General features: G+C 49.2%; 13 protein-coding genes, 1 tRNA gene and 2 pseudogenes. 9 read left to right on the forward strand and 7 right to left on the reverse strand.

Going from position 1 to position 22,663, the window contains the following annotated elements:
- Positions 1-44: 44 nt before the first annotated feature.
- The 7 genes from vapB (at position 45) to yegS (ending at position 6,863) form a co-directional block, all read left to right on the forward strand.
- On the forward strand, positions 45-278 hold the full coding sequence (vapB, locus tag AAF463_RS12785) for a type II toxin-antitoxin system VapB family antitoxin (protein WP_101763423.1): 234 nt from the start codon (positions 45-47) through the stop codon (positions 276-278).
- Positions 278-676: a tRNA(fMet)-specific endonuclease VapC gene (gene vapC / locus AAF463_RS12790; RefSeq protein WP_350260894.1), complete on the forward strand. Its 399-nt coding sequence runs from the start codon at positions 278-280 to the stop codon at positions 674-676. Before vapB ends, vapC begins: the two co-directional genes overlap by 1 nt.
- A gap of 16 nt (positions 677-692) precedes the next feature.
- Entirely contained in the window at positions 693-2,102 is a 1,410-nt protein-coding gene (gene mdtD / locus AAF463_RS12795) for a multidrug transporter subunit MdtD (protein ID WP_350260895.1), read from the forward strand.
- A complete protein-coding gene (baeS, locus tag AAF463_RS12800; RefSeq protein ID WP_101763347.1) occupies positions 2,099-3,484 on the forward strand; it encodes a two-component system sensor histidine kinase BaeS in 1,386 nt (461 codons plus the stop codon). Before mdtD ends, baeS begins: the two co-directional genes overlap by 4 nt.
- 9 nt (positions 3,485-3,493) lie before the next feature.
- Positions 3,494-4,201, forward strand: coding sequence for a two-component system response regulator BaeR (baeR, locus tag AAF463_RS12805; RefSeq protein ID WP_101763346.1), 708 nt, complete (start codon positions 3,494-3,496; stop codon positions 4,199-4,201).
- A 145-nt stretch (positions 4,202-4,346) separates the two neighbouring features.
- Positions 4,347-5,714 carry a tRNA 5-hydroxyuridine modification protein YegQ gene (gene yegQ, locus AAF463_RS12810; RefSeq protein ID WP_350260896.1) on the forward strand — a complete coding sequence of 456 codons (1,368 nt, stop codon included), beginning with the start codon at positions 4,347-4,349 and terminating at the stop codon, positions 5,712-5,714.
- Positions 5,715-5,963: 249 nt separating this feature from the next.
- Positions 5,964-6,863 (forward strand): lipid kinase YegS, encoded by a 900-nt coding sequence (gene yegS, locus AAF463_RS12815; protein WP_101763344.1) that lies wholly within the window; start codon positions 5,964-5,966, stop codon positions 6,861-6,863.
- Between the two features lie 77 nt (positions 6,864-6,940).
- Here yegS and AAF463_RS12820 read toward each other — a convergent pair whose 3' ends face one another.
- Positions 6,941-8,062, reverse strand: a complete 1,122-nt coding sequence (locus AAF463_RS12820; protein ID WP_350260897.1) for a Gfo/Idh/MocA family oxidoreductase — start codon at positions 8,060-8,062, stop codon at positions 6,941-6,943.
- Between the two features lie 306 nt (positions 8,063-8,368).
- On the opposite strand from AAF463_RS12820, the gene AAF463_RS12825 reads away from it, so the two are divergent.
- Positions 8,369-8,444: transfer RNA gene (locus tag AAF463_RS12825), tRNA-Asn, on the forward strand.
- Positions 8,445-8,671: 227 nt separating this feature from the next.
- Here the strand turns inward: AAF463_RS12825 and AAF463_RS12830 are convergent.
- The 4 genes and pseudogenes from AAF463_RS12830 to AAF463_RS12845 form a co-directional block, all read right to left on the reverse strand.
- Positions 8,672-8,782 (reverse strand): annotated as a pseudogene (locus AAF463_RS12830) (DNA-binding protein); the annotation flags it as partial.
- Positions 8,783-9,757: 975 nt separating this feature from the next.
- Positions 9,758-10,090, reverse strand: a complete 333-nt coding sequence (locus AAF463_RS12835) for a type II toxin-antitoxin system PemK/MazF family toxin (protein WP_277973770.1) — start codon at positions 10,088-10,090, stop codon at positions 9,758-9,760.
- A complete protein-coding gene (locus AAF463_RS12840) occupies positions 10,091-10,348 on the reverse strand; it encodes an antitoxin (protein WP_075808466.1) in 258 nt (85 codons plus the stop codon).
- A gap of 348 nt (positions 10,349-10,696) precedes the next feature.
- Positions 10,697-10,903 (reverse strand): annotated as a pseudogene (locus AAF463_RS12845) (helix-turn-helix transcriptional regulator).
- Positions 10,904-11,492: 589 nt separating this feature from the next.
- Here AAF463_RS12845 and AAF463_RS12850 point away from each other — a divergent pair.
- Positions 11,493-16,346 carry an ATP-binding protein gene (locus AAF463_RS12850; RefSeq protein ID WP_350260898.1) on the forward strand — a complete coding sequence of 1,618 codons (4,854 nt, stop codon included), beginning with the start codon at positions 11,493-11,495 and terminating at the stop codon, positions 16,344-16,346.
- A 90-nt stretch (positions 16,347-16,436) separates the two neighbouring features.
- On the opposite strand, the gene AAF463_RS12855 is transcribed toward AAF463_RS12850, so the two are convergent.
- Positions 16,437-18,563 (reverse strand): hypothetical protein, encoded by a 2,127-nt coding sequence (locus AAF463_RS12855; protein ID WP_350260899.1) that lies wholly within the window; start codon positions 18,561-18,563, stop codon positions 16,437-16,439.
- Positions 18,556-22,539 carry a hypothetical protein gene (locus AAF463_RS12860; RefSeq protein ID WP_350260900.1) on the reverse strand — a complete coding sequence of 1,328 codons (3,984 nt, stop codon included), beginning with the start codon at positions 22,537-22,539 and terminating at the stop codon, positions 18,556-18,558. The genes AAF463_RS12855 and AAF463_RS12860 overlap by 8 nt, the downstream gene beginning before the upstream one ends.
- Positions 22,540-22,663: the final 124 nt, after the last annotated feature.

Here is a 22,663-nt window from a genome sequence, read left to right on the forward strand (position 1 = left end):
TGAAGAGCGTAAACTTTAACCCGTTCATTACTGTGGAGGTTTATATGTCACAAGGTACCGTGTTCACCAGCAACAGGACACAAAACGTTCGCATTCCAGCAGACGTTCGTTTTCCTGATGATGTAAAAAACGTCACCGTCAGAGCGATTGGCAAGGAGCGCATCCTCACGCCCATAGAGAACGCCTGGGACAGTTTTTTCCTCGACGGTCCGACGGTGAGCGATGATTTTATGGATGAGCGTGCTTCGCAGGAACAATCTGAGCGGGAAGCGTTTTAATGCATCGCTACATGCTGGATACCCATATTGTTATCTACGTCATCAAGCGGCGGCCGATTGAAGTGCTCGAACGTTTCAACGCCAATGTCGGCCGGATGGTTATCTCGACGATCACCCTGGCGGAGCTGTTTCATGGCTCAGAAAAGAGCGCCTTTCCAGAGCGGAACTTACGCATCGTTGAAGATTTTGTCTCACGCCTTGATGTGCTGAATTACGATGCCAAAGCCGCTTTCCACTATGGCGCTATCCGCGCAGAACTGGAGAAAAATGGCACGCCTATCGGCCTGAACGATCTTCATATCGCCGCTCATGCCCGCAGTGCCGCCCTGACTTTGGTATCGAACAATTTGCGTGAATTTTCACGCGTGAATGGGCTGATCTGCGAAAACTGGATCTGACATAACGGGTACCTGCATGTCACCTCAAAACGCCACCGTGCGCTGGCAGCTGTGGATCGTCGCGTTTGGCTTCTTTATGCAGGCGCTGGATACCACCATCGTCAATACCGCGATCCCGTCGATGGCGCGCGATCTCAACGTCAGCCCGCTGAATATGCACTCGGTGATCGTCTCTTATGTGCTGACGGTGGCGATTACGTTGCCGATCAGCGGCTGGCTGGCGGACCGTTTTGGCGTGCGCAATATCTTCTTCTGCGCGATTGTGCTGTTCAGCATCGGCTCGCTGCTGTGCGCCTTCTCCGCCACGCTCGATGAGCTGATTATGGCGCGCGTGGTGCAAGGCATTGGTGGCGCGATGATGGTGCCGGTTGGCCGCTTAACGGTGATGAAAATTGTGCCGCGCGAGCAATATATGTCGGCGATGACCTTCGTCACCACGCCGGGACAAATTGGTCCGCTGCTCGGCCCGGCGCTGGGCGGGATTCTGGTGCAGTACGCCAGCTGGCACTGGATTTTCCTGATCAACATTCCGGTTGGCATCATTGGTGCGATTGCCACGCTGACGCTGATGCCGAATTATACCATGCAGACGCGGCGCTTCGATTTCCTCGGTTTTGTGCTGCTGGCCGTCGGCATGGCGACCTTAACGCTGGCGCTGGATGGTCAGCGCAGCGCCGGCGGATCGCCGCTGTTGCTCGGCTTACTGATTCTGGTTGGGGTGTTTTCACTGTTGTTCTACCTGATGCACGGCCGCAACAACGATAATGCGCTGTTCAGCCTGAAACTGTTTGATAACCGCATCTATTCAATTGGCCTGATCGGCAGTTTTACCGGCCGCATCGGTAGCGGCATGCTGCCGTTTATGACGCCCATTTTCCTGCAGGTCGGCCTCGGCTACAGCCCATTCCACGCCGGATTGATGATGATTCCAATGGTGCTCGGCAATATGGGGACTAAGCGCGTGGTGGTGCGCATCGTCAACCTGTTCGGCTATCGCAATGCGCTGGTCGGCGCGACCCTGGCGCTGGCGCTGGTGGTGCTGCTGCTGTTCCCGCTGGTGGCGCTGCTGGGATGGATTTGGCTGCTGCCGGTGGTGTTATTGCTGCAGGGCATGGTCAACGCCATCCGCTTCTCTTCGATGAATACCTTGACGCTAAAGGAACTGCCGGACGATCTGGCTTCCAGCGGCAACTCGTTGTTGTCGATGATCATGCAGCTGTCGATGAGTATTGGCGTCACCGTGGCCGGTTTGCTGTTGGGCGCATTTGGCCACGGCGTGGTAGCCGACAGCCCGGCGGCGCATCAAACCTTCATTTACACCTATCTATGCATGGCGCTGGTGATTGCGCTGCCGGCGCTGGTGTTCTGGCGCGTACCGAAGGATGTCAGTAAAAACGTTGACCTTAGAGGCAGGAGCAAAGGATGAAGCGGCCGGTAAAATGGGGCATTGGTGCCAAGCTGTTTGCGGCGATTTTTTCCACCTGCATGCTGGTGATCATCACCATGCATTGGGGCGTGCGGCTCAGCTTTGAGCACGGCTTTGTGGATTACATCAAAAAGGGCAACGAGCAGCGCTTAACCCTGCTGAGCGATGCGCTGGCCGATCAGTATGAACAGCACGGTAGCTGGGATTTTCTGCGCAGCAATGACAAGCTGATTTTTTCAATTTTGCGCTCGCTGGAGCAGAATCCGGGCAGCGTGAATCAGTTACCGCCGCACGGCTGGCGCACGCAGTTCTGGATTATCGATCAGCAATACAAAGTGCTGTCAGGGCCGCGCCAGCCGGTACCGCCGGAAGGTACCCGGCGCAATATCACCACCAGCAACGGCAAAATTGTTGGCTGGGTGATTGCCTCACCGGCAGAACGTCTGACGCGCAGCACCGACATCAACTTTGATCAGCAGCAGCGACGCACCAGCTGGATGATTGTGGCGCTGACCGGGTTACTCGCCGCGCTGGTCACCTGGCTGCTGGCGCGCGGTTTACTGGCACCGGTAAAACGGCTGGTGGATGGCACGCACCATTTGGCGGCGGGCAATTTCGCTACCCGCGTGGAAGTCGGCAGCAGCGATGAACTCGGCCAACTGGGCCGCGACTTCAACCAGCTTGCCAGTTCGCTGGAAAAGAACGAAAGCAACCGCCGCGCCTTTATGGCCGACATCTCCCATGAACTGCGCACGCCGCTGGCGATTCTGCGTGGTGAGCTGGAAGCGATGCAGGATGGTGTGCGCAAGCTGACGCCGGAAGCCATCAGCTCGCTACAAAGCGAAGTGGTGGTGCTGACCAAACTGGTGGAGGATCTGCATCAGCTGTCATTATCTGACGCGGGCGCCCTCGCCTATCGCAAGCAGCCGGTTGACCTGGTCACTCTGCTGGAAGTGGTGGCCGGCAGCTTCGGCGAACGTTATCGCAGCCGCGGCTTAGCTCTTAATCTGGCGTTACCCGCGCAGGCGGAGAGCTTTGGCGATCCCGATCGCCTGATGCAGCTGTTCACCAATTTGCTGGAAAACAGCCTGCGTTACACCGACAGCGGTGGCGCGGTGCAGCTCTCGATGCAGCTGGCGGGCGAAAACTGGCAGCTGCGGTTTGCGGACAGCGCGCCGGGCGTTGATCCGGCCCATCAGGCACAATTATTTGAACGATTTTTCCGCGCAGAAAGTTCACGCAATCGCGCCAGCGGCGGCTCTGGGCTTGGCCTGGCGATCTGTAAAAATATCGTGGAAGCGCATGACGGCAGCATCAGTGCGGATCACTCTGATTTAGGTGGACTGCAAATCACGCTAAACTTGCCGTATGTTCCTCACTAGACGCCACTTATGAGCCCGGAAAATAGCGATCCTCTGATCCTTGTTGTAGAAGATGAACCCAAACTGGCGCAGCTGATGATTGATTATCTGCAGGCGTCCAACTATCGCACGCACCACATTGCCGACGGTAACGCGGTGTTGAGTTATGTTCAGCACACGCCGCCGGACCTGATGCTGCTGGATTTGATGCTGCCCGGCCGCGACGGCTTAACGCTGTGCCGCGAAATTCGCCGTTTCTCGGAACTGCCGATCATCATGGTGACCGCGCGCACCGAGGAGATTGATCGCCTACTGGGGCTTGAAATCGGCGCGGACGACTATATCTGCAAGCCGTTCAGCCCGCGTGAAGTGGTGGCGCGCGTCAAAACCATTTTGCGCCGCGTCAAACGTTCGCCGGAAGAGGCGCAGCAGGAATCGCCTCTGCATATTGATGAGAGCCGCTTTCAGGCCAGCTGGCGTGAACAACAGCTGGAGCTGACGCCCGCCGAATTTCGTCTGCTGAAAACGCTGGCGCTGGAGCCGGGAAAAGTGTTCTCGCGCGAGCAGTTGCTCAATCATCTCTACGACGATTACCGCGTAGTCACCGATCGCACTATCGACAGTCACATCAAAAACCTGCGCCGCAAGCTGGAAAGCCTCGATGCGGAACAGCCGTTTATCCGCGCGGTGTACGGCATGGGGTATCGCTGGGAAGCCGACGTCTGCCGCTTGCTGTAGCCTGCAACGGCTTACATTGATCCAGGTCAATTTACATCGGGTGCGGGCCTGCCTACAATTCCCCACCTTTTGCAGGGCCGTATAATGCGGCCGCTGCACCTGCCATCCACGATGGCATGCTGACCTGACATCAGTGAGAAAATCCATGTTAAAACCTGAACTGCTTTCTCCAGCGGGATCGTTGAAGAATATGCGCTATGCCTTTGCCTACGGCGCTGATGCCGTCTACGCTGGCCAACCGCGCTACAGCCTGCGCGTGCGCAACAACGAATTCACTCATGAGATTCTGGCGCAGGGCATTAATGAAGCCCATGCGCTCGGTAAGAAATTCTACGTGGTGGTCAACATCGCCCCGCACAACGCCAAACTGAAAACCTTTATCCGCGATCTGACGCCGGTCATTGCCATGCAGCCGGACGCGCTGATCATGTCCGATCCCGGCCTGATTATGCTGGTGCGTGAAGCCTTTCCGCAGATGCCGATTCATCTGTCGGTGCAGGCCAACGCGGTCAACTGGGCCACGGTGAAATTCTGGCAGCAGATGGGGCTGACGCGCGTGATTCTTTCACGCGAGCTATCGCTGGATGAGATTGCAGAAATCCGTCAGCAGGTGCCGGAAATGGAGATTGAGATCTTCGTGCACGGCGCGCTGTGCATGGCTTACTCCGGCCGCTGCCTGCTCTCGGGCTACCTCAACAAACGCGATCCGAATCAAGGGACCTGCACCAACGCCTGCCGCTGGGAATATAAAGTGGAAGAAGGCAAGCAGGATGAGATGGGCAATATCGTCGGTTTCCATGAGCCGGTTAAGGTGCAGGAGCCGACTTTGGGCGCCGGCGCGACCACCGACCGCGTGTTCCTGCTGGAAGAGAAGATGAAGCCGGGTGAGGTGATGAGCGCCTTCGAGGATGAACACGGCACCTACATCATGAACTCAAAAGATCTGCGCGCGGTGGCGCACGTTGAACGTCTGAGCCAAATGGGTGTTCACTCGCTGAAAATCGAAGGCCGCACCAAATCCTTCTACTACTGCGCGCGCACCGCGCAGGTTTATCGCCGTGCCATTGACGATGCCGCTGCGGGTAAACCCTTCGACCCAGCGCTGCTGGAGACGCTGGAAGGTTTGGCGCATCGCGGTTACACCGAAGGTTTCCTGCGTCGTCATACCCATGATAGCTATCAGAACTATCAGCAAGGTTTCTCCATCTCCGAGCGCCAGCAGTTTGTCGGCGAATTCACCGGCGAACGTCGCGGCGACTGGGCGCAAATTGCGGTGAAGAATAAGTTTATGCTCGGGGATTCTGTCGAGATCATGACGCCCGAAGGCAATCTCAATTGCACGCTGGAAACCATGCAGAATGATAAAGGATCGGCGGTGGACGTGGCGCCAGGCGATGGACACCGCGTGTGGATCCCGGTCCCGGAATCGGTCAGCCTCGCCTTCGCCCTGCTGTTGCGTAATTTCACCGATGGCCACAGCACCTACGATCCACACGGGAAAAATCGCACATAAAGAAAAGAAAATAGCGAAGTTAGAGTAGGATCACAGACCCTTTCTTCGCCTCGCTTTAGAATCTCGCCTGCTGCTAACGAGTAAGAATAAAAGCAGGTAGTACCAGGAACCACCTCATTCACCCGCCCGGCTCCCCCGTGCGGGTTTTCTTTTTTGATCGCCCACCGATTTTTTCGTCGCCCGCCGATAAAGTTCTCTCCCCAGCTATGCTATAACCAGTGCTCTGTCTCTCGCATCAAGGAACTGATAATGCAAAACAAACCGCTGACGCTGCTGATCCTCAACGGGAAAGGCGCAGGTAATGAAGATTTGCGCGCTGCGGTGAATACGCTGCGTGATGAAGGCTTTAATCTGGCGGTACGCGTCACCTGGGAAAAAGGTGATGGCGATCGTTATGTGCAAGAAGCGGTCGCTTTGCAGGCAGAAACCGTGGTGGCTGGCGGCGGTGATGGCACCATCAATGAGATCGCCACCGCGCTGGCGGGATTACCCGAGCAGCAGCGTCCGGCGCTGGGCATTTTACCGCTCGGCACCGCCAATGATTTCGCCACCAGCGTCGGTATTCCCGAAGGGATGGAACCGGCTTTACGTCTCGCGCTGGTGGGAAAAGCCACGGCTATCGATTTGGCGCGCGTGAACGGCGATCGCTACTTTATCAATATGGCGACCGGCGGATTTGGTACACGCATCACCACCGAAACGCCTGAAAAGCTGAAATCGGCGCTCGGCGGCGTGTCGTACTTTATTCATGGTTTGATGCGCGTCGATGCGCTGAAACCGGATCGCTGCGAAATCAGCGGCCCCGGCTTTAACTGGCAAGGCGATGCGCTGGTGATTGGCATCGGCAATGGACGTCAGGCTGGCGGCGGACAAAAGCTCTGCCCGGATGCCTTAATCAATGACGGACAGCTCAACCTCAGCATCGTCACCTCGCAAGAGCTGCTGCCAACGTTGCTGCATTCGCTGACGCGTGATGATGAAAATCCGAATATCGTCACGGCGCAGCTGCAGTCGCTCACCATCCGTTCACCGCATGAGATGACGTTTAATCTGGATGGCGAACCGCTGACGGGAAGTGAGTTTGAGATTGAAGTGATGGCGGGCGCACTGAGCTGCCGTTTACCGCCTCAATGCCCGTTACTTGCTTAACGCACATTACCGTAGCGGCGCGCTTTCAACGGCGCGCAATACATTGCGCCGCTACGATGTTGTTCAGTTAAGTGTGATTACACTTTCATCCAGCGGCGTTCCAGTGAGGAAACCGCGACAGCTTCCAGCACCTTCTGCACCTGCAATCCTTCGGCGAAATCTGGCCACATGCGATCGCCAGCGGCAATGCCATTGATTAAATCGCGAATCTCGACGGTTTTCTGATCGTTGAAACCGATGCCGTGCCCGGCAGAGACGCAGAAGTTGGCGTAATCCGGATGCGCCGGACCGGTCAAAATGGTTTTGAAACCCTGGCGGCCTGCCGGTTCATCGTGAATATACAGCTCCAGCTCGGCCATACGTTCTTGGGTATAACGCAGCGTGCCTTTGGTACCGGTGACCACATAGGTCAGGCCCATTTTGCTGCCGCAGGCGATACGCGAGGTTTCAAACACGCCGTGCGCACCGTTTTTAAAGCGCAGCAAGGCGCTGGCCTGATCTTCGTTTTCCACCAGCAGCAGGCGCGAAGTATCCTTCGGATCCGGACGCTCTTTAATCACCGTCATCATATCGCCGCTAACTTCTTCAATATCACCGACCAGATAGTGTGCCATATTCACAATATGTGCAGCGAGGTCGCCAAGCGCGCCTAACCCGGCCAACGCTTTCTGGCAGTGCCAATCGAGCGGCGTTTCCGGCCGTGCCAGATAATCTTCATTGTGCGTGCCGTAGAAGTGCACCACATCGCCGATTTCACCACGCGCGATAATCTCGCGCGCCAGTTGGCTGGTGGGGTTTTTCATGTAGTTAAAGCCGACCAGCGTTTTAACGCCCGCCTGCTGCGCCGCTTGTACCATCTCTTCCGCATCGGCCACTGATAGCGATAAAGGTTTCTCGGAGTAAACGTGCTTGCCGTTGCGAATCGCTTCCAGCGCCATCTCTTTATGCAGGAAGTTTGGCGCGCAGATATCAACCACATCGATGTTCGGATCGCGCACCAGCTCGTGCCAGTCGCCGGTAGAACGGGCAAAGCCAAAAGTTGCCGCCTGTTTTGCTGCCAGCTCTGGGTTCACTTCCGCCAGCATTTCACGCACGATCTCGCCTTTCAGGGCAAAAACCGTAGGTGCCTGAGCGTAAGCAATCGCGTGACAACGACCGATGTAACCACTGCCAATCATTCCAATTCTGACTTTGTTCATGACTATTCCCGCATTCGCTTAAGAGTTGATCTGGAATATATGTTTCGCTTTTGGTCCCGACAACGGCGAAATGAAATATCTGTGATCATGCATGCGAGGTATCTGACAAAATCGACAAATCAGAATGTAATTTTGCATAGAGATGGTGATCATCGTCACAAAAGAGTTTGTATCAGTCGTGATTTTGCCGCGCTGAGTCCGCTCATAGCGCGCAATTGACGCTTTATTCAGCAGTCAGAACGAATTGTGAAAAAGAGTTTTGACAAGGCGAGGGTCGCTCGATAATATGCGCCCCGTTCAAACGATTCCTCTGTAGTTCAGTCGGTAGAACGGCGGACTGTTAATCCGTATGTCACTGGTTCGAGTCCAGTCAGAGGAGCCAAATTTAGAGAAGCCCGCTTAGGAAACTAAGCGGGCTTTTTGCTTTTTTATGCGCTGGAGCCCCTGCCTGTATGGCGTTGAAGCAATCAGTGGGTGTGAAAATCTTCCCGCTGTATTTTCAGTTTTCCCTCCGCATCGGGAGAATTTGGTGGTCAGATTTGGGGTCAAATAATTTTGGGTTAAAACCGATGAATAACACCATATTGCAAGCCTTAGACTATCAATGTCATCCTTTCGCCCGTAAACCTGCGCCACATACAGCCCGCGCCCGTCGCCGTGCCCCAAATCCATCGCCATCATTGCCAGCGCTTCCTTCTCACAAAATCCCTGCGCCAGATAAGATAGTGCTCCGACGTGATCGCCAGCTTTGTACCGTTACGGGATGCGCCAGACAGACCAAGAGAACAGTTGTTCAGTCGCTCGCTCTGCGCCTGCCTGCTGCGCAAGCCGCTTCATTTCCTGCTCCAGTATTTCCATACATTCCCCTTTTCATGAATGCCGCAAACTCATTCCAAAAACCCTACACTGATACAGCTTTCCCCGGCGCGTAGGCCGATAGCCCCTGTTTTTTTGTCGGGGCTGCGAACGATACCTGAGCGCCGGGGCGGTCGCTGTTGAGGTGTGGTGGGGCTTCGGTTGTGCTCTCTGAGCAGCGGCCCGCCTTAGCGGGTCATCCCCCGGATCGTCCTGATTCCCCTCTGGTATCGGTTCATGTTCTCCTTTTTGGTCAAATGGCCTGAAAAGGCGGTGTCAGGATCCAGCCGTGAGCTGGCGCAGTTGAGTTTTCTGGTGCAGGTCGAAAAGGCTGCGTGCGTCACTTCCCGCTCTGCGCGGTTAAAGTGGCGCACTGGACTGGTGCAGTGTCTGAAAATTTATTGTTGGTGTAGTTTTACGACCACGCAGCAGGAAAGCCTTGCGGCAATGCAGGCCGCAGTCCGTAAGGTAAAAGGCGCTGAGGGTACAGGTTAGCCAGGAAAATTCCGGCACGGTGCAAATTCAGACCAGCAGGCTGGCGCAGTAAAGGACGTATCGTGTTAAAACTCGGGCCTTCGTCGCGATGTTCTGCGACCCGGTGTTTGCAGAGGTCTGCACCGGTAAACGGATCAAGCGTCCTGATAACAGGCGGTTCTTTCAGGTTGTGAAGCGTTGGGCGCTGTCTACGACAGCATAGAGCAAGGGGGAGACTACGCCAGTGCCGCTGGCGGGGGAAAAAGAAACTGTTTTTACCTGCAAAAGATTTTTTAATCACTTGTTGTTATAAAAAATGAGGGCGCTGTATGTGACAGCGCCCTCGTTCAGGTTACATAAAAAATATCAGCTCAGAATGGCTTCCAGTCGAGCCAGCACCTCATTCACGACAGCGTCGGGTATGCGCTCCAGTCGCTTACCATTTCGGGCTCCCATATCAATGGTTCTGGGCTGGTCGCAGCGGATCACGCCCGTTGTTTTTGTTCCCGCCCCGTCCAGTGAAACGGTGAAACCGGCTTCGCGAGCAAAGTTTCCGCCGCTGGTCACAGGGACAACAACGGGCAACCGGGTGAGCGTGTTAAATGATGCCTTCGATACGATAAGCACCGGACGTTTTCCGCTTTGCTCGTGGCCGGCAATCGGATCCAGTGAAACAAGCCAGATTTCCCCTCTGTCCATTTACAGGATCTCCTTGCCCACCGCAGGCGCATCAATCCATTCCCGATCCTCTTCACTCATTTCGGCGTGCGGATCGCACTGCGCCAGCAGTTCCTCAAGCGAATAACGGGGCCGTTTCTGGGGTTCAATAATCAGGCAGCCATTATCAATAGTCATACCCACTTCGCTGCCCATCGACAGCTCCAGCGTTTTCAGCACGGCGGGGGGAACTGCCAGCATGATGGATCCGCCGACCTTTTTCAGGCGAGTTGTATACATAGAGCACCTCCTGATATTATATTTTAATATAACATCTACAGCAGGCGATGCACAATTATTCATCTGATTCATTGTGATTTCCTTAGCGTAATAAAGCGTGAAGAAAGCCTTAATCCATCGAAGGACAGATCCAGCCGTTTTCAAAGGCGGCGTTGCCGAAAAAACGGCGACCATCCTGATACACAAGGCGCTTCTTTCAGGTCATGAAGCATTTTGTACAGGCGGGAGCTTAGTGCGTAACAAAGAAGGCCGATAATAGAAAACTGTTTTTGCAGTTCAAAGGATTATGACGGATCGGATAAACAAAATGCGGCGCAGCTTCCGTATCCGGGCTGTGCCGTAGGAACATCAGCGGTAGCGCGAAGGCCAGATTTGCTCAGGCGCGATATCTAACGCTTCGGCAATTAACCTTTCACCTTTAGGTCAGCGGCGGGTAAGCGCATTAGCCAGCGTGGAGGATGCCAGCCCCGCCTGACGCGAAAGTGCTGACAGCGAAGTGCCACGTTTTTTCAGCCCGGCGATAATGTCGGCAGGATGCCAGACAGACTTAATCATGCTCTGACCTCCACACCGTCGATAAACTTCACGCCACCGGCAGTACGCAGCCAACGCGGGGTCGTTGCTTTCAATCAGGATTTCGGCAAAGGTTTCGCAGTGACCGGCGAGTACGGTGAAATCCGTGGTGGCACTGAAAGGAACAGCAAGTGACGGGAGTGCTTGAGTGGGGATCGTAGCCATAAAGACATTATCCTGTAACGGGTTAAAAACCCACCACCAGAGGTTCCAATCTCATGGTGGTGGACTGAACGGGGTTGGAACTACCGGCGTTACAGGCAACCGGCGCACCTTTCGGTGCCCCCGCCCAGCCCACCATTGAGGTATAGCCAAGCGCACGACATAAAAAAAGACGCGGGCGCGTCGTATGTCGCCTGTAACATTTCTCAGGGTTCCAATCCCGGCACCTGATTTTGCAGGCGCGGATTACGGATACTGCATTTGGCGATGGGCGGCAAGAGCCCGCATTTGAAATGCCATTGTCGCAATGACGGTTTTACCCGGGTACTGTATTTTTATCTCTTTGTTTTACCAATCGCCTGTCCGTAAAATAAACGCCAACACGGAATTCATGCTATGTAGGTGGAACTTGTCTGATACGAATCTGAGCAGCCCCTCAAACGGTGGTGGCTCGGCAACCAGCAGCGGTATTGTCTTTCAACAACAATTAGGCGCGTTTTTTGCCGCTCAGATCCTGAATAATGACCCGTTGGATCCTTCATTGATACTGGGTGATGCATCACCTGTTCGGCTTCGTTTCGAAACTGAAGCGCCAGTTGATGATATTCTTGTGGCAACATCTGTGGGCGGATTTCTCGCAATTCAGGCAAAAACAACCGTCTCACTTTCAGACAATGAAAAGAGTCCTTTTTACCGGACGATTGAACAGTTCGTCCGACACTGGCTAACCTGTCGGGATGGTGATGGTTCTCTGGCGTGGAACCGCCCTCTTTCGGCGGAGAAAGATCGGCTAATTTTATCCGTAAGCACCAAAGCATCAGCGGCTGTTCGGACCGATCTTTCCGCCGCGTTACACCATCTTTCCCAGCAAGGTCGCGGAGCTATGAACAGGAAACAGAAATCAGCGTCTGATATTCTCGAACGCTGTGTGTTGACCGCGTGGGTACGGATTACCACGGAGCCCCGGCCATCAGATCTGTTAGCCGAACTTGCCCGTCTGATTGTCATTCACGTTGTTGATGTTGAAAATATCGCATCAATACTTCAGATGCGACTTAGCCGCAGCCTTGCCAGAGAAACTGACTCAGCAGCAGCTCTGAGTATTCTTGTCACCACCTGTGGGGAGATGATGTCCCGAAGTGATGGCTGTGATGCATTATTATTACGTAACCTGCTGGCAGGAAAAGGGATTAAACTGGCCGCACCGCCACAATATCAGGCGGATATCCATCAACTTATCCGCCATTCTCAGCACGTTGCTGATGTCTTGCAGCAGTATGAAACCATCGATAATCCCTCCGGCCAGCCGCTTACTTTGCGCAGGGAATGCCAGGATGCAGTTGAGCAGGCTGTGCAGTCCGGCTCGTTATTAATTATTGGTGAACCCGGAGCCGGTAAAAGCGGCGTACTAAATGTGCTGGCACGTAGCCTGCGCAATCGTGGGGACGATGTTCTTGAACTGGCGGTTGATCACTATTCGGTTGAGTCGCTCGAAGGACTGAGCCGTGAACTCCGGCTAGAACATTGTCTGACTGAAGTGCTTGAAGCATGGGATGGTACGTCTCACGGCTGGCTGATTATTGATGCACTGGATGCGACCCGTGGGGGGAAAGGTGAGGCCGTTTTTCGTCCCCTGATTGAACAGGTACTGAATCAAAAGGGGCGATGGCGCGTTATTGCCTCCATTCGCAGTTTCGATTTACGTATGGGTGTGAAGCTTCGCGAACTGTTTAAAGGACATCCTCCAGTGTCGGAATGTGCCGATACGCAGTTTTCTTCGGTTCGCCATATTGTTATTCCACGCTGGTCAGATAACGAATTCAGCCAGTTACTTGAACAATCTTCGGCGCTGACAGCAGCACTCAAGCAGCTTTCTGACAGGCTTCGCGATTTAGCAAAAGTACCATTTAATACACGATTGCTGGCCGACCTGGTTTCGCAACATGCGGATATTAATCTGAGTCGTATTTCATCCCAGAGCGAATTATTAAAACTCTACTGGCAGTATCGCGTTGAGAAATATGGGCTGAGCGCCCGGCAGTGTATTAAGGCTCTGGTTAATCATATGATTGCCACTCGTTCACTCAGGACTCCATCCCTGTTGACGGGCGCAGATGCTGATATGATTGATACACTCTCTCGTGAAGGCGTTGTCGTCAGGGAGACTAACGATCGCTGGGTACAGTTTCGTCATCATCTGCTCTTTGACTATGCTGCGGCAAAAATATCATTCGATCCTGACGCACTTATTGCGGGAACCTTGCATTTTCCTAAACAGCAGGCTATGGGGTTGATGCTTTCTCCCGCACTGGGTTTTGTGCTTCAGGAAATCTGGCATTATAACGAGGATCATCACGGCTTCTGGCAAGCGGTAAGTCATCTGGTTAATGATAGCGATGGCGATCCCATTATCCGTAGTTCGACAGGCCGAATTGCGGCTGAATATCCTGTTGAACAAAACGACCTGCTCTGGCTCGCTAAACGTGTGGCAATGGACGATCAGAACGTTATTTCTACGCTCAGTCATCTCTGCGGCGCGCTGGCAATTAGGTTTGAAGATGAAAAAGAAGTGGCTCTGCTTCCGTGGGTATATCTGGTCTCTGCTTTAACGCCTGACATCAATAAAGTCGCGGAGACGTTGCGATTTTTGCTGCATCCGCTTACTAAACAGGTGACTGATCCTGATCTACGCAATATTCTGGGTATAACCTGCCGCGCCCTGCTTTCTTATGGCCTTAAGCAGTGTGAGCCGGGCTATTTTGTCAGAAGTGCTATACCTCTCGTTGCAGATACGATCAATACCGATGTTGATTCATCTTGCTGTTTACTGGAGCAAATTATTTCCGTCGAACGTCTCCAGCGTTATGGTTCAGAGGAAATTCCCATACTCTGTTACAACATCAAGAAAATCGCGGATCGTGCACCTGAGTTTGTTGCCAAAGTATTCGAGTTTGTCTATCGCTACGATGTCACCGAAGAACGGGAAACAACGCTGGGGAACAGCCGAATTCTGCCTCTGAGATCAAACGCCCGACAGGACTATGAATCGGCTCGTTATTCCCTCGGTGAGTTTTTCTCCCATTTTCTCGAACAACATCCCGAACAGGCTGTTGATGCTGCCGTCAACGCTTTAAATGGATACGTTGCCCGGTACCATCCTGTCGATTCCCCTGTGATGCATTTATCCATTTCCGGGAATGATATCTCTCTTAAAGCCGATCACAGCCACATATGGGCGTACAATCCTACAGGCGAACACGCGCATGACGGAGAAGTACTGATTAAGAAACTATTTCGGCATTTGAAAAGCGCGACTGAACCAGACGTGTTAGTTCTCGCAGAACTTATTCGTCAAAAAGCCTCACTGGCAATCTTCTGGGCCAGGCTCTTTCTGGCGGCAAATGAACGTAATGATAGCCTGGTTGATTTTCTCTGGCCCATTGCATCGCAGGAAGCGTTTATCCGGAACGAAGATACTCGTAAAGATGCTATCGATTTGGTCAGCAAAGGAATTGCCCGGCGTCCACTGGAGGAACGGCAAATGCTGGAGAATGCAGCATTCCAGTATAATTTCTCTGACTATATTTACCCGGAAGAAGCAAAGAAACAACTGTTATATCACCTTTTCAACACGATTGGATCAGATAATCTTTCTACTGAAGCCGCCCGGGACTTTCTGAATAAAACGCAGGGGGATGATGAAATATCAGGAAATAAAAGGCTTTTCGATATTTCTCCGGTCAACATTAGTACGGGTATACCTTATGATTTTATCGAAGGTCTGGATCGAAATGAGCCAGCCAATGCCATGCTTATCAGTGCTGTTAAAACAGCGAAAACTGCACTGGGGTTAACGACAAATAATACACTCTCCTCTGAATTATCGCTGGAAGATGTTTTTGGCATTCTCGAGCCGCTTCGTGAACAACTCAATGCTGTAAATATTCATACCTATGTGCGCACAACTGCAGAGGATGTTCTTGTTCGGGCCTGCGCTGCGGCTGTTGAACAGAAATTATTACCACCTGCCAATGACAACCCGGTAGATGAACTGACCCCTCATTTTTTGGATTTATTGCATATGACTTCTCGCGCAATATCTCCAACTGTCAATGAAGATACCGAGGATAATTTTGCCAACTGCGTTAGCTGGGGCTCTCCTTCACCGAGGATTGATGCTGCACGAATTTTTCTGGATGTAATTCCTTTACGTCCCGATCTGTATGACCGACTGAAACCTGATATCGAAAGGATGCTGATTGACCCTCACCCGGCCGTTCGTCTTCAGGCATCAACACGCCTGTTAAGGTTGTGGGATATTGCTCCGGATAGCGTATGGCATTTCCTGAATGAACGCGTGGAGCAGGAAATCAATACCGGCATAATAGAGCATATGGTTGGGGAGGGAATCAGACGTCTGCAATATATCGACCCGATGCGTGCTTTCTGTCTTATCCAGAAACTGCTGGGACGTTTTAGTAACGATCCTGAACGGCAGCATCGCATTCGCAAGATAGTTAGCATCGATCTGGCAATTCTCTGGGGAGTCCATGAAATTAGAGAAGCATATGATATTCTTCAATGCTGGATTGTCGATCCCACTATTTATAGCCTTGAACTTAAACAAATTTTATTTACATTAAGCGATGGATTCGTTCTTGGCTTTACCGAACAGAGTACACCGAAAGACATTGGAATCAGACGACGGGCGTTAGATATAGCCTATAGCATTATTGATGCTGCCGGAAAAAAAATGGAAGAGTATTCACCCCGCACCGATCTGACAGAGGTTGAACTGGAAGAAGTAAGACGCTGTTTTGCCATTATAGACGGAGCATGTCTGCAATTTCGCTTTGTTTGTGAAGGGAAAGATAATCCTGAGAAATCATTAGCAGAAGAAGAACTTAAGAGATTTCTAAACGAAACTGAACTGCACATGCGGCGCATTGGTGATTGCAGCACGCCACATACTATTTACTACCTTCTGGAACTGCTGGAAACGCTTGTTCCTGTCGATCCAGCAAAATGTTTTGATCTGATGGCCCATGCCTTACGTCACGGAACAAGGTTTGGTTTCCAGAATGAACATATGGGAATGGAACAACTGGTAAAAATGATGGGGATGTTTCTTGCCGACTATAAAATCATTTTTGAAGAAGAACATCGAAGCACCTGTTTGTTAGAAAGTCTGGATATTTTTATGGATGCAGGCTGGCCATCTGCAAGGCGTTTGCTTTATAGGTTGCCGGAATTGATTCAGTAAACAAACAGGATCAATACTATCAGACATTAAAATTATCAGGCCATAGCACATGGCCTGATCAAAAATAACCCACGTTAAACGCTGATAAAATTAGTTATGCAGCATCAGACGCGATATTTTTTCCAGAAGAGATGTCTGACTGACTTCATTATAGCGTGTGGTATCGTAAGTTAAAGTTCGCAACAATAATTCAGTTGCTGGTTGCACCATCACATCAGCCTCTTTGCCGTCAAATGTTGTCGCCACCAGATTATAAACTAAGGTTGCTCTGTCCATAATCTGGTTGGGCTGGTTACTTTTGGTACAAAAAAGTAATGCTTCATTACCTCGTTTTTCAATAAAGAGTTGTTGATACTGGCTGACAGCATGACTTTTAGGTTTTGGCGTTAAATAGTAAGGCAAACATGTTTTATCCGCTGCACCAAATTTATTAATTTTATCATAATTCTCTTCTGCTACCTGAAGAGAACAACGCTCTGCAGAACCTAATAATCTCGGAATACGAACAGTATTGTATCGCTTAATCACAACCTGATTTATTGTATCAACAAGATAGAAATTATCATCACGCAATTTATCAATACAGTTGATATTCATCCCTTGAACATTATTACGCAAATCGTTCTCATCGGTATACATTTTCGGCTCTGCGATGTTCATTACGCCATGGCTGAATACTACCGGCGTAGCAACGCCATAAAAATCATTCCCTCTTCTGTTTCCGGAAGAGGAACACCGAATTGAGACAAGAATATACTCACCATCGTTAATGCTAAAACCGGTAAGTTTCTTTCTCACCAGCACAGCTTCTTTTAGCCAGAGTTCGCTGCGAATCATTTCCAACTTAGCGACAGACACAGGATTAAGAACTTTTTTAACCACCAGGTTAACAGGATCTTTTTTATTCTGCTCTATGGCTTCAATATTACATCCCTGAAAGACTCGCTGATAATTTTTATCAAAATCAAGGATAAAATCCACTTTTAGTCTAGAATAATAATCTAACAGATCTTTTTTACCTGCTTTTGCCTCATTTAGTGCCTGCCAGGTAGAGTTTAAAAAGGTATCTTCACCAAGAGAAATGCTAGACCCATTTATTTTTTTGGACTGATTCAGTACCAGATAGTTAACATCTTTATCAAGATCAATAAGTTCCCGAGGTGAAATTATATCTACTGCATCTAATTCTTTTTTCAGATATTGAATAAATCGCTGATGCGCCTTTGGATCTTCTCCACTATTAATATTATCTATAATAACTAACGGACGCTGGAGTATTTTAGCATCGGTCGTTAAAAAGTTTAACTGACAGTGGGTTGCACAAAAAACACGTGGTGAAAAAGTTATGTCAGCCTGAGACAGGATATTACAGAGCACGCTCTGAACCAGATTTTCTGCATGATTTTTGCAGCCAGAATAAGTTTTACTGACAAAACGCATATAGGGCATTTTCCGGTATTTTCTGCCATCCACTTTTTCGAGCAACTGCAATGATTTTTTACCCTTAACTATAATCCGGCCATAATCGCTGAGTACACCAAGCTCTTCCGCTTTAGCTCTGAAGCAGACCCCTTTCAGGGTAAAGGTGAGGTCACCATAATCTGGGCTGTAAAAGAGGTCACTTTGCAATGCATCGACGTAATAGTTTCCTCTCTTGTCTGGTTCTTCTTTTTGTACAACGGCACCCAGAAAAACTTCGCTATTATAGGCCCCATGACTCACCTCAAAATACTTCCCGGCATTCTCTAAAAAATATAGTTTCAGGCGCAACCCGAGCACAGTTTGAGCAATTTTATATTGATCAAAGCCCTTAATTTTTAGTTCATTAACCCATTGATGATACGGACGGGCATCAGGTGACAGAAACATCACAAGATAGCTGTTTGCTTTTCTTAACGTTTGATACTGGAAATCTCTGTTATTCTTCACACCTAGTTTTAAGGATAATATATTTTGAATCTCTCTGTGCAATTCAATAAAAAAATCATCCCATTTCATGGTGTATTCTTTTACCTTGTTGATACAGATTGCATCAATTCCCCAACCATTTGCCGAGGGTAATTGCAGAAGTTTTTCCAACGTTACATCTGCAGCATCATGAATATCAAAGAGCTGTGTTCGTGCTTTAGGTGCATAATCTGGAGGCTGAAGGTCCCATTCGGCAGCCATCACAACATCCGTTTCATTATGCTGTAGACTATCAGTTACATCAGTCATAATTCACTCCTAAGAGATTAAGTAAGTATTGATTTATTCTTAATTCTGATTTTATTTTTGCATCATAAGGATTTTTGCCATTATCTTTTTCATAAGATGAAATATTTTTAAAAAGGTTATAATAGCAGATGCCCTTATGTTTAGAGTGTTCGGCACGAATGTTGAGGCTGTTTAAAGCATATCGGGTATTAAGATAAACGACGTCAACACCATCAAACTGTGTTTTTGCTGCAACTATTTCCTGCAACTTACTGATTTTCCTCAATGAGTTATTATGCATTTTTTTCGCTAATTGACGATTATTTCCTTGCATTCGCCAGTTTTTTACATCAATTGCAACAATTCGGTTCTTGTTAATGCAATACACATCAAACAACTCATAACAATGACTATCCAAATAGTGTGATAGCTCTTGTGGTGGAATGGGCGTAATATTCATTTCCTGGAGCACAAGGTGTAATTGCCATTCCCCAATATTGCCAATTAGAAGTGGCATCAATGAAGGTATGGGGATGTATTGTTGTAAATGCGTGGCATCTAATCCCAGAATCTTCGCAAAAATACGCTGTTCAGTTCCGGATGACTCTTCAGTCATAGCTTCATGATATTGGGGTAAAAAATATTCCGGTTTGTATGGATTTGCTCCAGCTGAAATATCTGTTAATCCATAACCATCTAAGGTTTTAGCCAGTATTACATTTTTCCAATCGGCAGTACGCTCCAGATAAAAATGGCTTACACAGTCGCTAAAGTAAGTATTTTTCTTAATAATCGCGTTGCGTTTAAGACGCTTTATATATGATTGAGGATCGGCAAAACTGTCCCGGTGACGCAATGCTTCATTTAACTCAATTGCATCTTGATCACCTTGTCTTGCCAGCGGCAGAATTTTATTCTTCAGTTCAGCTTCAAAGTCGCTATACATATCTATTGCTTTAGCAACTTTATTTTCAAATTCGCTACGTTGACTATCGGAAGAAAAACTGGCTTTTAATAAATCCTTTTTTGAGCGTTTAAACCATAGGTGGTTATGCAGACTTAGGGAAGCAAGTAACGATTGTGCATTTGGGTGACGATCCAAATCCCGAAAAACACACAATGCATTATGATGAACACCAGAAGGTAAACGAATAATCCCATTCATTTGGGCATCGCGCCGTTCTGTACGGCCAATAGTTTGCATTGCTATTTTATGAAGCTCGACGGTATGTTCAGTATTCAGCAATTGGGCCGCATCAGAATCAACTAAATCCGTATCGAAATCACCAACCTGACGAGGCACACTTCCATGAGCATAATGCTTGAGTAAGGTAATATAATTTTCCAGCGTATTTCGCGATGGAGTTGCATTAATCTGACTCCAGTAACTACCGCAGACCATGGCTAATTCATCAAAGTCAATTTGCTCTGAATCTGCTCCTGCAGGTTCTGGCGATGCCGGATAAGTGACATAATAATTAAGTCCTGTCCCGGCCCCCTGGAAATGGGAAACCATGCATATTGCTAAATTTTGATGATCAATTTGCAGATAGTCTCTTACCGGATCTTCCCGGTTGAGTTTTGAATCAAACATGACGACACGCAATCTGTGCCGCTCAGCAAAAGGGGTAATTTCAAATACACGAGGTAAATCATTCCCCCGACGTGTTTCATTGTCAAGAATGGCAACCCCGCGATAGGGATTTGCACTTAACTTATTGGCACGAAGAAAATTCCCTATAATCGCAAAAAAACGGTTACTGATCCCGATACATAAAATGTGCCGACCAGTATAAGCTGCAAGTAACATACACTGTAATTGGCGATGAAATTCTCGTTTATGATAGCGATTAAACTGAACTGCTGTAGAGTATGGTTGAAGCATTTTGAGCCAAAAACGATATGCATTCCTGAACTCAGACTCCTCGTTTTGTGGTAAAAACTCTAGTTCCTGATCGTCAAATACCTCCAGTGCTACAGGACGATGAAGGTTTCTGTTGTCACGGATCGCCGACAGGGGCGAAGCAGAATCAACATTCCTCTGCCTGATGCGATAGTTCAAGTCACGGGCGTATTTATCCAGAAACGGTCGGCTGTACTGCCCATTATACGTTGCAGGAAATCCTGCTGTAGCAGACAGTAAAATAATAGTATTACGTGTATTATAAAGCACACGTAATAATGCTATTTCGGGTAACTCCTTAATTAACTCCATCCGAAATTTGAGTAATACCCATCCCCTCAGTTGTTCAGCCTCAATTCTTACCTGTTCACGTGGCGAAAGGGAAAACAATGTTTTAGGTCGAAAATAGGTAAAAAAGTCATCTATCAACTGTTCTTTCTGAGGCTCACTGGAAGATAAATGATCTATATCTCCTTTAATGCTTTGGGCTTTACGAATGAAAACTGATAATGGGTTATTCTGATTTGCCATCTCCTGCTGTGCCAGCAAATCGCAGACATGTTTGGGTGTTTCCAGCCGGGCAGAGGCTAATAATAGAGCGGTTAGTGTCTGATACAGTTCATATAAGGTAAATTCATCTGGAACTTTTTTTTCATCTTCAGAAACATAGACTTCAGTGTATGAGTGACGCCCGTGACTACGTAAATGAATTCGACGAAGATCTGACTCACGGTAAAATCGCTGAATCTGATAACTGAAAATATTACCAATTAACGCGATAACCTGCTCAGCATTACGGCTATCGACGACGATATCAAGCAAACTATTTCTAAAGAGTCTGGTCAGCTTCTTAAGTTCGAAATCTGGTCGTAAATCACATTGTAATAAGGCTTTGTTGATCTCATCGACATAATTTTTCAGAGGGGTATACCCTGGCGCTCTTTCATCTGAAGAACATTCATCCACATATTCCAGTACACGATGTAAAATTGCCAGTAACGAAGGAAGTTGCTGGTCGTCGTTCATTAATGTCTGGCAAACACTCTGTTGGAAGATACGATAGGCTTCGTGCTCTTCGTCCAGAACTAATGTAAAACGAATATCACGTTGTACAAAAGGTGAGTCTTCGTCGGTTATCCAATATTGCTCTTTTAAGCTCTCAATTCGCTGTAGATTAGTCTGGTTAGCAATCTCACCTAACGGATTCACTTGGAGGCTTTTTTTCTGACCCAGAACGTGGTCCAGCTGTTGTGAACTTCGGTGATAGCCGCCTTCTTTATCGCGTTTCAGTAACAGCACACTGCCATCGAACTTTTTCGTCGTGGCCAGCAGGATACATCGGCGATACAGTGCAATTTGAAACGGGAAAAGATGTTTAACCATTTCCGTCGCCAGTGCATATCGAGGGTTAGTCGTTTCCCCATCAAGTAAAACCTCCAGATTCTGATTCAAGGCATTAAGCATCGCCACAGTCGCTTCCTGTAAGCGACCTGCTAAATGAAAACTATTGAGACGTAACTCATCCTCCAGACGTTTTTGTTCAAACGTTGCCCCTACTTTAATCTCTGTTTCCAGACGTACTTTCAAACTATTACGCGCATCAACTTCCGCTTTCAGGCGTTGAAAAATAAGCTGAATTTCACCCGACATCAATTTGTTGGCTTGCTTGATCCAGTGACGATAACGTTCCCGGTTTGTAGGTGTTTTCCCTTCAGGAGGTTTGACCCATGACGTAAAGTCAAGATCTGCGATATCCCCTTGCGAAAGATAAGGTAACAATTCAATCTTCTTATCACGGGCGCGAGCGATGAGTTGTTCCGGGATGTCAATTTGTGATTTCAAGGGTGTGATAAACACCAGATTGCGATGACTATTGCCAGGGTTGATTGCTGGATTTACGCTTTCGATGTATTGAGCGAAAACGTTATAGCTTTTACCGCTCGCCGTACCATCCTGGGATTGAATCAGTAGTGGTGTATCTGCTTCGGTAAAAGCGTAAAACGTACCGGCCTGTTTTCTTGCTTCGGTAATGGCATCTCTGACACTTTGTGGTAATGGAAGATGTCGAATGTAGTGATTTTGTTCGGATTGCATGTCTTCAATTCCTTCTGGCACAACTGCATTTTGAAAATCGGATATGGACGTATTAACGCACCAAACACTGCGTTAGAGGACTATGTGAAATACTCGCGAGACGACTTGTATTCGAAAGGTGGTA

This window comes from Pantoea sp. BJ2, assembly GCF_040255075.1.
GTDB classification, from domain to species: Bacteria; Pseudomonadota; Gammaproteobacteria; order Enterobacterales; family Enterobacteriaceae; genus Pantoea; species Pantoea leporis.